Here is an 11,977-nt window from a genome sequence, read left to right as displayed (position 1 = left end):
GTCGGTGGCCGGGACAGTCGGCGTCGGCGTGGCGCCGGCCGTGGGGGCCGCGCTCGCGCCCGCTCCCCCGGCCGACGGCTCGGGCCCGAGCACGACGTCGTCCAGGCACACCTCCACGCCGCCCACCGCGTCGACGACGTCGACCACCCCCGCGAGGTCGACCTCGACGTAGTGGTCGATCGGCATGCCGGTGGCGTCCTGGACGGTGGCCAGCAGCAGGTCCGGGCCTCCCAGGGCCTGGACCCGGTCCAGGCTGGTCTGGCCGACCACCCCCGGCGGATCGACCGCCAGGTTGGCCGGGAAGGTGACGACCGCCGTCCCCGGACGCTCCGGCGACGTCTGCAGCAGCATGACCGCCGGGGTCAGCGCCATCCCCCGCGGATCGGCATCGGACCCGGCGAGGTCCTCCGGTGGCGCCTGGCGGCGGTCCACGCCCACGACCAGCGTCGTCGAGGTCCCGGGCACCGAGTCGGTCAGGGCGTCCGGATCGGTCTCGTTGAGGACGAACGTCTGCAACTCCAGTGGCTCCAGGGCGTTGGTCGTGCGCCACAGGAGCCAGCCCGCGACCCCGAGCACCACGAGGATCGCCACGACCACGAGGATGCGGACGAGGCGCCCGGCCAGGTGCACCCGGCGACGGTCGGGCCGTCGCACGGAGCGGAACACGGAGGGATCGGACACGGCGGGATTCCGGGAGTTCGCGAGCGGGCGCGGTCGGGGACGGGATGGGACGGGCGGACGAGGTCGGGCGGTGGGCGGGTTCGGGCGGGTGCGGCGGGCCGTGCCTCGGCCCGGGTCGCGATCAGCCCAGCTGGTCCGGGTCGAGGGCGAACAGGTCCCGGGCGGTCGCCGTGACCCGGGGGGCCAGGGCGTGGACCTCGGGGACCACCTGCTCGGCGAAGTAGCGCGCGGTGGTCAGCTTGGCCCGGTGGAAGTCCACGTCGACACCCGCCTCGACCTGGTCCAGGGCTGCGGAGGCACCCCGTGCGAGCAGGGTGCCGGCCACGACGGTCGCGAACAGGCGCAGGTACGGCGTCGCGCCCGCGAACACGTCCCGCAGGTCGGCGCGGTGCTCGAGCAGCCACGTGGTGGTCTCCTCGAGCACGTCGAGGCCGGCCGCCACGCCGGCCATCGTCGACGCGAGCTCGTCGCGGTCGTCGGCGACGTCGTCGCGCAGCGAGGCGAGGTGGCTCGGGACGAACTCGCCACCGTCGTAGCCCAGCTTGCGCCCGACCAGGTCGAGCGCCTGGATGCCGTTGGTGCCCTCGTAGATCGGTGCGATCCTGGCGTCGCGCCAGTGCTGGGCGACCCCGGTCTCCTCGACGTAGCCCATGCCGCCGTGCACCTGGATGGCCGTGGAGGCCACCTCGACACCCAGGTCGGTGCACCAGGCCTTCGACAAGGGGGTGTAGAGGTCGGCGACCTTCTGCCAGTGCGCCGCCTCGTCCCCGTCCAGCGCGTCGGCGAGGTCGATCGCCATCGCGTTGGCGTAGGTCAGCACCCGCATGGCCTCGATGCGGGCCTTGCTGTCCAGCAGCATCCGGCGCACGTCGGGGTGGTCGACGATCGGGGACTGGGTCCCGCGCTCGGCACCCGGGGCGGTGCCCTGGCGTCGCTCGCGGGCGTAGTCGGCGGCCTGCTGGTGGGCGCGCTCGGCGATCGCCAGGCCCTGGAGCCCGACCTGCAGGCGTGCGTCGTTCATCATCGTGAACATCGCCCGCATGCCGTCGTGCTCCTCGCCGACGAGCCAGCCGACCGCGCCGTCGCCGTCCTCGCCGTAGGCCATGACGCAGGTGGGCGACGCGTGAATGCCGACCTTGTGCTCGATCGACACGCAGGTGACGTCGTTGCGCTCGGCGGGCTGGCCGTCCTCGTCCAGCAGGAACTTCGGCACCAGGAACAGCGAGATGCCCTTGGTGCCCTCGGGCGCGTCGGGGAGCCGGGCCAGGACCAGGTGGACGATCTGGTCCGTGAGGTCGTGCTCGCCGTAGGTGATGTAGATCTTCTGGCCGGTGATCCGGTAGGTGCCGTCCTCGACCCGCTCGGCCCGGGTCGTCAGCGCCCCGACGTCGGAGCCTGCCTGCGGCTCGGTGAGGTTCATCGTCCCGGCCCACTCCCCCGAGACCATCCGTGGCAGCCAGGTCTGCTGGAGCTCGTCGGAGGCGTGGTGGAGCATCGCGTACACCGCACCGGTGGTCAGCAGGGGTCCGAGCGCGAAGGCCATGTTGGCCGCGGTCATCATCTCCTTGAAGGCGTTGGCGACCACCAGCGGGAAGTCACCGCCCCCGTAGGCGGCCGGGTGCTGCAGTGCGCCCCACCCCGCCGCGACGTAGTCGTCGTAGGCCTTCTTCCAGCTGTCCGGCGTCGTGACCTCGCCGTCGTGGAGCGTGGCGCCGATCGTGTCGCCGTCCCGGTTGGCCGGCGCGAGCGCCGACGCCGTGAAGCGCCCGGCCTCGTCCAGCAGGCCCATCACGAGGTCGCCGTCCACGTGGGCGTAGTCGTCCAGCGTCGCGAGCCGGTCGAGGTCCACGACGTGGTCCAGGACGAAGCGGATGTCACGCAGGGGTGGGGTGTAGTCAGTCATGGGCGGGATCGTACCGCCGGGCCGTCTGCCGCCCGGCCCCGGGGACGCACCTGCGACCGGGGTGCGACGGCGTCCGGCGGCGGGGTCCGCCCGGGTCGGCCGCGTGGCCCGGTGGCCCTAGGCTCGACCCCGGCGCCACCGCTCCCACCCGGCGGTGCCTGCCCGCCGGGAGAGGAGGTCGCGACATGGTTCGTCCACGCCTCCCGAGCTCCGCGTCGTTGCGTCCCCACCTCCCGGAACCGGTCCTGCGCGTGCTGCGTGCACTGGGACTGCCGGCCGCGGAGGTGGCCCGCTACTGGGCCCGCGAGGCCGCCTCCATCCGGGCGTCGTCGTCCGCACTGGTCGTGGGGCTGGCCGCGACCCTGATCGCCGGGACGGTGCTGGGTGGCGCCAACGAGGCGCTGGCCGCCAACCCGGGCCTGTTGGTCCTGATCCCGGCGGCGATCGGGATGCGCGGGTCGATCTTCGGGGCCCTCGCGGCACGGCTGGGCACCGGCATCCTCACCGGCGAGATGGGACCCGAGACCACCCGCGACTCGTTCCTGGGTCGCCAGGTCCGGGCCGCCACCCTCCTGACCGTGTCGACCGCCGCGGAGGCGGGCGCCCTGGCATGGGCCGCGTCGGTCGTCGTCGGTCGGCCGGTGATGCCCCTGCTGGACCTCGTGGCGGTGTCGGTCGTCGGCGGCCTGCTCGCCTCGGCGGTCCTGCTGGCCGTCACGGTGGTGGTGGCGCGCCAGTCCCGCGTCCGCGGATGGTCGATGGACGACGTGGGGGCCCCCGTGATCACCGCCACCGGCGACCTGGTCACCCTGCCTGCCCTGCTGCTGGCCACGTTGCTGGTGCCGATCGGCTGGGTCCCGGCCGCGATCGGTGCGGTCGGCCTGGTCGCCGCCGTCGTGGCCGCGGTCCTGGGCGTGCGGGACGGCGACGACATGGTCCGGCGGATCGTGCGCGAGTCACTGGTCGTGCTGAGCGTGGCCGTCAGCCTGCAGGTGGTCGCCGGCATCGTGATGGACGCACGACTGGACACCCTGCTGTCCAATCCCGCCCTGCTGGTGCTGATCCCGCCGTTCGCCGCCGCCTGTGGCTCGCTGGGCGGCATGCTGTCGTCCCGGCTGGCGTCCAAGTTGCACGTCGGGCTGCTCGCGCCACGCACGTGGCCCTCGGCGCTGGCGGGCCTGGACATCTCGCTGACGTTCCTGCTCGCCCTCGGGGCGTTCGTCGGCGTGGGAGGCGTGGGCTGGCTGGCGGCCACGCTGGCCGGCCTGTCACCACCCAGCGCCCTGTCGCTGGTCGCGACCAGCCTGCTCGGTGGCCTGTTCGCCACCATGGTCGTCGCCGTGGTCGCCTACGCGGCGGCCGTGGCCACGTTCCGGTTCGGACTGGATCCCGACAACCACGGGATCCCGATCGTCACGGCATGCATGGACCTGTTTGGCATCCTGTGCCTGGTGGGCGCCATCTCGCTGATGGGAGTTGGATGATGCAACCACGACGCACCGTCAAGGAACTGCTGGTGGCCGCCAAGGACGCCGCGGAGCTGATGGTCGACCTGGCCTACGCCGCCGTGTTCTTCGGCGACGACTCCATGGCCCGGGAGGTGCTGCGCCTGGAGGACCGGATCGACGACTCGCTCGACGAGTTGCGGGTGACCTGCATGCTGGCCGCCCGCACGCCGGCCGACGCGGACGCCCTGGCCGGCGTGCTCGGCCTGGCGATGTCGATCGAGGGCATCGCGGACTCCGCCGAGGACATCGCCCGGGTCCAGCTCAAGGACATCGGCGTGCCGCCCCAGCTGCGTGACGACCTGCGCTACGCCGAGGAGGTGACCGGACGCATCCGGATCCGGGACGGCAACCAGCTGGCAGGCTCCAGCCTGCGCGAGCTCGAGCTGCCGGCACGCACCGGGATGTGGCTGATCGCCCTGCGGCGCGACGTCGACTGGGTCTACGGGCTGGACCCCGAGGAGGTCCTGCGCACGGGTGACGTGCTGTTCCTGCAGGGGCCCGAGGAGGGCATGGACGCCCTGCGCGAACTGGCCGGCGTCCCCCCGCGGGGCGTCACCGAGCCGACCGACGACGATCGCCTGACCGACCTCGACCGGGCGGTCGACCTGGTCGTGGAGCTCAAGAACGTCTCGGAGGTGGCGGTCGGCCTGGCCTACGCCGCGATCCTGCTGCGCGACCGCTCGTTGGCGGCCGAGGTCAGCGCGATCGAGGACGCCAGTGACGACCTCTTCCACGGTCTCGAGGGCTGGGTCCTGCGTGCGGCGCGCGACCTGGAGGACCCCGCCGCCCTGCGGGGCCTGCTCCACATCGCCGCTGCCTCCGAGCGGATCGTGGACTCGGCCCAGTCCATGACCCGGGTGATCGAGACCGACGACGCCCCGCACCCGATCATCGCCGCGGCCCTGAGCGAGACCGACGAGATCACCGCAGACGCCTTCGTGGCGGCCGGCTCGGCACTGGACGGCGCGAGCCTCGGTGACCACCAGGTCCACACCAACACCGGGATGGAGATCCTGGCCATCGACCGGGGCGGGCACTGGATCTACCGACCACGCAGCCGGCGCGCGATCCGTGCGGGCGACCGGCTGCTGGCCCTGGGCCCCGAGGAGGGCGCCCTGCGCCTGCGCGAACTGGCGGGCGACCACCGACCCGAGGGCGACGAGGGCGAGTGGGTCATGGACCCCGACGAGTCCTACGACACGGAATGGGCCCTGGGCGACGACGACCGGTGAGCGCCACCACCGAGGTCGAGGTCGTCGTCGTGGGCGGTGGCGCGATGGGCGCGTCCACGGCGTGGCACCTCGCGGCCCGTGGCCACGACGTCGTGGTGTTCGACCGGTTCGGCCCGGGCCACCCCCACGGCAGCTCGCACGGCAACGCCCGGATCTTCCGACTGGCGTACCCGGATGCCGACTACCTGGCGCTGGCCCGCGCCGCCCTGCCCCTGTGGGACCGGCTCGAGGCCGAGTCCGGCCGACACCTGCGCCATCGCATGGGCGAGCTCGACCACGGCGAACCCGCGGTCGTCGCCGAGATCGCCCGCCAGCTCGCCGCCGCCGGCGTCGCCCACGAGACGCTGTCGCCGGCCGAGGCGTCCCGACGCTGGCCCGGGCTGGTCGTGGACCGGGCGGCCGTGTTCCATCCCGACGGCGGCACCACCGACGCCACCGAGACCGTCCGTGCCCTCACGGAGCTGGCAGCCGGACACGGCGCCGCCATCCACCACGGGCGCGGGGTCGCCGGCCTCGCGCCGGGCGACGACCACGTCGTCGTCGACCTCGAACCCCGGGGCGACGGCGCGACGACGGACCGGGTGGTCGCCCGCACCGTCGTGGTCACGGGCGGCGCCTGGGCCCCCGGGCTGCTGTCCGGCCACGTGTCGCTGCCGACGATGGTCGTCACCCGCGAGCAACCGGTCCACTTCGCCCCGACGGTCGCCACGACCGGTGCCGAGGACGCCGAGCCATGGCCGTCGTTCATCCACTACTCCCACGACGGGCCACCGCAGACGTCCGGGGCCGGCGAGCCGGTGTGGGGCTACGGCCTGCCGACCCCCGACGGCCGGATCAAGCTGGGCGAGCACCACACCGGCGAGGTGGTCGGACCCACGGCCCCGGTCCCGGACCGGGCCGGCGCCACGCCGGACTGGGGAGCCCCCGACATCGACCCGGACCGGTTGGCCCGGGTGGTCGCCTACGCCCGTCGATGGGTGCCCGGGATCGATCCCGACAGCGCCGCGCCCGAGCGCTGCCTGTACACCACCACGCCCAGCACCGACTTCGTGCTCGACCGGGCGGGTCGCCTGGTGGTGGGCGCCGGCTTCTCGGGCCACGGGTTCAAGTTCGTCCCGCGGATCGGCCAGCTGCTGGCCGACCTCGCCACCGACGACACCGCCACCACGCCGCGCCGCTTCCGCCTCCCGGGCTGAGGCGCCTCCGTCCCGTCGCGTGCGTTGAGCGCACGAAGTAGTTGCACCTGCATCCAAATGGGAGGTCCACCGGCAAGTGGAAGTGACATGCCGGGACAACGGCATGCAACACGACCGCCAAGGATCTTCACGATGCGCACACTGTCAAAGATCGCGACCGCCGCCGCCGCGGCCGGGCTGCTGCTCGTGCCAACGGCGGCCTCCGCCGACGGCCACACCGGCACGGTCACCGTCGTCCACGGCATCCCCGACACCCCCGTCGACGTCTACGTCAACGACGAGTTGACCCTGGACGACTTCGCACCCGGGACCGTCACCGACCCGCTGGACCTCCCCGAGGGTGACTACACCTTCGACCTGACCGCGCCGGACGCCTCCGACAACAGCGAGCCGATCCTGTCGGCCGACGCCACGCTCGAGGCCGGCGCCAACGTCTCGGCCGTCGCGCACCTCAACGAGGGCGGCGAGCCCATGGTGTCGCTGTTCGTCAACGACACGTCCACGATCGACGCCGGCAACGCCCGCGTCACCGTGCGCCACACCGCCGCCGCACCCGCGGTCGACATCCTCGCCGGTGGCGACGCCCTGATCGAGGGACTCGCGAACCCGGACGAGGCCGTGGCCGACGTCCCCGCCGGTGACTACGACCTGGCCATCAACGCGGCCGGGACCGACACCGAGGTCGCCGCGCTGCCGGGCACCACGCTCGCCGAGGGCGTCAACACCATCGCCTACGCCACCGGAAGCCTCGACGACGAGACCTTCGAGGTGCTCGTGCAGACGATCGACGGCCTCCACGACGACCCGGAGGGCGTGCCCGCCGGTACCGCTGGGCTGGTCGATGACGGTGGCGTGAGCCCCCTGGCGATCGCCCTGGGCCTGTCCGGACTGGCCGCGCTCGGCTTCGCCGCGCGTCGCCGGACGGTCGAGTCCAAGGCCTGAGCCCCCACGCGTGGAGGGGGTCGGGACAACACCCCGCGCGTCCCGACCTCCTCTCGACCGCCGCGGCCGGGCCCCACCCCCGGTCGCGGCGGTTTCTTCTTCCCGCACCCGATCCGACACACTCACCGTGCACCCGCGCCCGTGACCCTGGACGACCAACCCCCCTCCCCCCGGCACCGGGTGCACCCCGCACCACGCAGCGACGCACCACGCAGTGACGCACGACCGTCCGACGCCCCGCCCACCGGAGGAACGACCACCATGACCAGCAGGGTCCTCGCCGCCATCGCGGGTGTGGCATCGCTGGTCGCCGCCCTCCTGCTGGTGCTGGACGACGGCCCGGACGACGTCGGCGAGGTCGTCCTGGCCGGACCGACGCCAGCCGCCGTCTCGTCGACACCGGCCGCGGCCTCGCCGAGTCCCTCGGACGACGCAGCGTCCACCGACTGGTCCCCGACCGCACCCGGCGCGGCCGACCGGTCGACGGGTGCCACCCCCACGGCGGCCCCGACCCCGGCCGTCGAGGTGGGCACCCGGTCCGCGCGGATCGGTGACTGGCAGCCCGAGTCCGTCTCGCCGCCGACCCGACTGCGCCTTCCGGCGCTCGACCTGGACGTCGCGGTCGAGCACGTCGGGGTCGACGACGACGGCCTGATGGAGGTGCCCGAGGACGTCGACGACGCCGGCTGGTACCGCCACGGGCCGGCACCCGGCCAGGCCGGCAACATCGTCATCGCCGGCCACGTCGACGACCGCGAACAGGGCCTCGGGGCCTTCCACCGCCTGGTCGACCTGGCCGTGGGTGACCGGGTCGAGGTGGAGGCCGACGACGGCTCGACGAGTGCCTGGGAGGTCACCGGACGCGAACTGGTGGACAAGTCCGCGCTCGAGACCAGCGACCTGTTCCGACGCTCCGGTCCGACCCGACTCGTCCTGGTGACCTGCGGAGGTGAGTTCGATGGCACCGTCCGCTCCTACCGCTCCAACGTCGTGGTGGTCGCACAGCCGATCTGACAGGGCCTATCCTTCGGCCCCAGACCGATCCGCCGACCGCCGTCGCCGCCCTCAGCCGTGCGACGCGGGCACGACGCCCCCGGGGAGGACCGCCATCGGCCCTGCGCCGTCCCGCCCGTCCGACGACCCCGGACGCCCCGACCGGGCGTCCGGGTCTCGGCCGGCGCACGACGCGCACCGCCAATCCGCCGCCGTCCCGGTCTCGGACCACGATGTGGCCGACGATCGGGACACCGATGCCGAGCACGACCCCGAGGAGCGCAGGGTCGCCCATGCGCTGGTCGCCGGCGAGCCGGACGCCCTGGCCGACGCGTTCGCCCGGTGGGGCGACATGATCCACGCACTGTGCACGCGCTGGGCCGACGTCGACGCGGCCGACGACCTGACCCAACAGGTGTTCATCGCCGCATGGCGCTCCCGGGCGAACTTCGACCCGTCCCGCGGCGTCCTGCCGGCCTGGCTGGTGGGCATCGCGCGCAACACGACCAACCGGTCGTTCCGTGGCGCCCGCGAGGTGCCGACGGACCCGGCCGACGCCGGACACGACCTTCCGGTCGAGGACCACGCCGACGCACTGGCCGACGAGGTCCTCGTCGCCCACGCGCTGGCCGAACTCCCCGAGGCCCACCGCCTGTCGTTGGAGCTGTCGTACTGGGAGGGCCTGACCCAGGCCGAGGTCGCGACGCGGCTGGACCTGCCACTGGGAACCGTCAAGAGTCACCAACGCCGTGGACTGCAGCGGCTGCGCACCCTGTTGGAGGTGAGCCATGACCAGCGATGACCGCCACATGGCTGACCAGCCACGCCCGGACGAGCCGCACACGGACCCCTCGGACGCCGAACTGCTGGCGATGGCCCGACGTGGTCACGCGGTCCTCGGGGACACCGACCGCACCCACGTGGCATCGCTGTGGGACGGCATCGCCGCTGCCGCGTTCGACGACCACGACACCTCCGCGCGACCGGACGACCACGGGACCGGTGCGGTCGACACGCTGGTCCCGCCAACGTCGGCCTCGACCGGCGCGGACCCCGTCCCCAACGGCCCCGACCGGACGGACGCGACCCTGTCCGAGGACGCCGAGGTCGTGGACCTCGCGACCGCCCGGCGACGTCGCCGGTCCGGCTGGGTGGCCGCCCTGGCCGCGGCAGCCGTCCTGGTCGTGGCCGTCGCGGGCTCGATCCTGGTCACGAGCGACCCGTCGCCCGACACCGTCGCGACCTTCGCCCTGGACGCGCTCGACGACCGCGCCCAGGAGGTCGACGGGACGATCGTCACCGACGGCGGACAGACCCGCATCGAGGTCGACCTGGCCTCGCTCCCGGCCGCCCCGGACGACAGCTTCTACGAACTGTGGCTGCTCGACGCCGACGCGGGTCGCCTGGTCAGCCTCGGCCCCGTCGAGGACCAGGGGTCGTTCGTCGTCCCGGCCGCGGTCGAGGTCGGGGACTGGCCGTTGCTGGACGTCTCGGTGGAGCCGGTCGACGGCGACCCGACCCACTCCAGCGACAGCGTCCTGCGGGGCGAGATCGTGGCGGCGGGGCCGACGGACTCGTAGTCGGTCAGAGCTCGGCCAGCACGCCCGCGAAATCGGTTCGGTACCGCCCGAAGCGCGGCTTGTGCATGACCGACAACGTCGCGCGCGGCCCGTCGAGGCCCGGTCCGCGGTCCTCCCCCGCCCGGCCGATGCCCGGCCAGTCCATCGGCAGGTCCTTCCAGGCCTCCAGCACCGGGACGAGGTAGACGGGCGTGCCCGACGGCAGGGCGAGGTCGGCGCGCTTCAGCCCCCGGGCAAGCAGTTGGTCGTGGAGATGCCCGATCACCTCGTCGGCACCGGCCAGCTGACCCCGGTCGAGGCCGTACAGCTCGAGGTCCGGGACGTCGAACCGTGCCGCCCCGTGGCTGAACACCCAGTGGGTGCCCTCGCCCTCGTCGACCACCACGATCGCGTCGTCGCGGTCGACGGCCCCGATGGCGACCCGGTTGACCCAGGCCATGTCGCGGTCGGTGCGGGCCGACAGGTCGACGACGCCCTCCACGCTGCCGCGCAACTGGCGGGCCAGCCCCTGCAGCAGCTGTGCCTGCCGCTGGAGACCGTTCACGACGCCGTCGCCACCGATGTAGGCCTCGACCCGCACGAGGTCCCGCCCGTCCTCGGCGAGGCGCCGGACGACCGCCTTGGCCATGCGTCCGCCCCAGTTGACCTCGGCCGCCTCGGCGACGTCCCGGACGGGTCGGGATCGGTCGATGTCGCCGGCAGCGATCGCGGCCTGGACGACGTCGCCCACGTGCACGGGGGCGTCGACGACGAGGGCGATCCGTGAGGTGTAGCGGTCGGCCATGGGCTGGGTCTTTCGGGCACGGCGGATGGCTGGATCGGCCAGCGTACGGCGCACGGGACGGGCCTCGACCGCCGCCGGGACCACCACTGCATGCGCGCCGAACGCACGTCGCGTCGTCGCCGGGGAACCACGAGCCGCCCCCGGGCGTGGACCGGTCGAGGTGCAGCGCCTCCGGGCACCCCCGCCAGCCCGTCGCCACCATTGGACGCCCGATGCATCGACCAGCGAGCACGAGCTTGGACACGGTGGACTCCCCCGCCCCCGACCGGCAGGTCCCGCCGACCGTCATCGCGCCTGCCGACGACGTCCCCGAGGCGACCCCCACGGTCGCGTTCGAGGACTTCTGGTGCGACGAGCGCGACCGGCTCGTGCGCACGCTCGCCCTGCAGGTGGGCAGTGTCGACCTGGCCGCCGAGGCCGTGGACGTGGCGATGTCGCGGGCATGGCAGCGATGGGAGGAGCTGGACGACCACGGGGACGCGGGTGCCTGGGTCTACCGCGTGGCCCGCAACTGGGCCACCTCGTGGCACCGACGCCGGCGTCGGATCGCCCGCGTCGACCTGCCAGACCGAGGCGTCCCGGGCGGGCAGGGTCGGGTCGACGACGCCGACCAGCTCGCGCCGGCGCTCGCGTCCCTGTCCGACAAGCTCCACGAGGTCGTGGTGCTGCGGCTCCACGCGGGGTTCTCCGTCGCCGAGACGGCGACCGCCCTCGGTGTCCCCGAGGGCACCGTCAAGAGCCGCCTCGCCCGCGCACTCGACTCCCTTCGCACGTCGCTGGAGGACCACCGATGACCGACGACCTGTCCCGCGAACTGTCCGACCACCTGGCCGATCGGGGTGGCGACCTCGACGTCCCGCCCGGCGACCTCGACGCCGTGGTGGCGCGTGGGCGCCGCCGCGAGACCTGGACCCGTGTGGGGGCCGTCGCCGCGGTGCTCGCACTCGTGGGTGCCGGTGGCTGGGTGCTTGCCGACCTCCTGCTGGAGGACCCCCCGCCGTCCGTGGTCATCGCCGACCCGTCCCCGGCGGCGACCGTGACCCCGGCGAAGTCGGTCGGGACGGCCGGGTGGCCCCCGTCGAGGTCGGCCAGCGGTGCCTCGTGCACGACCGCGCCGCTGGCGACGTCGAGGACGCGCAGCACCCAGCCGTCGTCACC

General features: G+C 73.8%; 11 protein-coding genes and 1 pseudogene. 9 read left to right on the top strand and 3 right to left on the bottom strand.

Annotated features, from left to right (window positions below; all coding sequences use genetic code 11):
- Both KR546_RS19855 and KR546_RS18365 read right to left on the bottom strand, forming a co-directional pair.
- A partial coding sequence (locus tag KR546_RS19855) for an LCP family glycopolymer transferase (protein WP_238446179.1) occupies positions 1 to 681 on the bottom strand: 681 nt, incomplete at its 3' end.
- Positions 682 to 802: 121 nt separating this feature from the next.
- Positions 803 to 2,584 (bottom strand): acyl-CoA dehydrogenase, encoded by a 1,782-nt coding sequence (locus KR546_RS18365; protein WP_238446178.1) that lies wholly within the window; start codon positions 2,582 to 2,584, stop codon positions 803 to 805.
- Between the two features lie 185 nt (positions 2,585 to 2,769).
- Between KR546_RS18365 and KR546_RS18360 the strand changes: the two genes are divergently transcribed.
- The 7 genes from KR546_RS18360 (at position 2,770) to KR546_RS18330 (ending at position 10,035) form a co-directional block, all read left to right on the top strand.
- A complete protein-coding gene (locus KR546_RS18360) occupies positions 2,770 to 4,068 on the top strand; it encodes a magnesium transporter (protein ID WP_238446177.1) in 1,299 nt (432 codons plus the stop codon).
- Positions 4,065 to 5,324, top strand: a complete 1,260-nt coding sequence (locus KR546_RS18355) for a potassium channel family protein (RefSeq protein ID WP_238446176.1) — start codon at positions 4,065 to 4,067, stop codon at positions 5,322 to 5,324. Before KR546_RS18360 ends, KR546_RS18355 begins: the two co-directional genes overlap by 4 nt.
- Positions 5,321 to 6,520 (top strand): FAD-dependent oxidoreductase, encoded by a 1,200-nt coding sequence (locus KR546_RS18350; RefSeq protein WP_238446175.1) that lies wholly within the window; start codon positions 5,321 to 5,323, stop codon positions 6,518 to 6,520. Before KR546_RS18355 ends, KR546_RS18350 begins: the two co-directional genes overlap by 4 nt.
- A 132-nt stretch (positions 6,521 to 6,652) precedes the next feature.
- Positions 6,653 to 7,462: a DUF4397 domain-containing protein gene (locus KR546_RS18345; protein WP_238446174.1), complete on the top strand. Its 810-nt coding sequence runs from the start codon at positions 6,653 to 6,655 to the stop codon at positions 7,460 to 7,462.
- 261 nt (positions 7,463 to 7,723) lie between these two features.
- Complete coding sequence (locus tag KR546_RS18340) at positions 7,724 to 8,476, top strand: class F sortase (protein ID WP_238446173.1); 753 nt, start codon at positions 7,724 to 7,726, stop codon at positions 8,474 to 8,476.
- Between the two features lie 214 nt (positions 8,477 to 8,690).
- Entirely contained in the window at positions 8,691 to 9,257 is a 567-nt protein-coding gene (locus tag KR546_RS18335) for an RNA polymerase sigma factor (protein ID WP_238446172.1), read from the top strand.
- The gene (locus KR546_RS18330) at positions 9,244 to 10,035 is read left to right on the top strand and encodes an anti-sigma factor (protein WP_238446171.1); all 792 of its coding nucleotides are present in this window, start codon (positions 9,244 to 9,246) and stop codon (positions 10,033 to 10,035) included. Before KR546_RS18335 ends, KR546_RS18330 begins: the two co-directional genes overlap by 14 nt.
- Before the next feature lie 4 nt (positions 10,036 to 10,039).
- Here the strand turns inward: KR546_RS18330 and KR546_RS18325 are convergent, their stop codons facing one another.
- A complete protein-coding gene (locus tag KR546_RS18325) occupies positions 10,040 to 10,819 on the bottom strand; it encodes a hypothetical protein (RefSeq protein ID WP_238446170.1) in 780 nt (259 codons plus the stop codon).
- 245 nt (positions 10,820 to 11,064) lie between these two features.
- Between KR546_RS18325 and KR546_RS18320 the strand changes: the two genes are divergently transcribed.
- Both KR546_RS18320 and KR546_RS18315 read left to right on the top strand, forming a co-directional pair.
- Positions 11,065 to 11,613, top strand: a complete 549-nt coding sequence (locus KR546_RS18320; RefSeq protein WP_238446169.1) for an RNA polymerase sigma factor — start codon at positions 11,065 to 11,067, stop codon at positions 11,611 to 11,613.
- Positions 11,610 to 11,977: pseudogene (locus KR546_RS18315) on the top strand (hypothetical protein); the annotation flags it as partial. The gene KR546_RS18320 and the pseudogene KR546_RS18315, both read left to right, overlap by 4 nt.

The organism is Salsipaludibacter albus (assembly GCF_019798055.1).
GTDB lineage: Bacteria > Actinomycetota > Nitriliruptoria > Nitriliruptorales > Nitriliruptoraceae > Salsipaludibacter > Salsipaludibacter albus.
The sequence above is the reverse complement of the archived record's forward strand: the minus strand, read 5'-3'. Positions and strand labels throughout refer to the sequence as shown.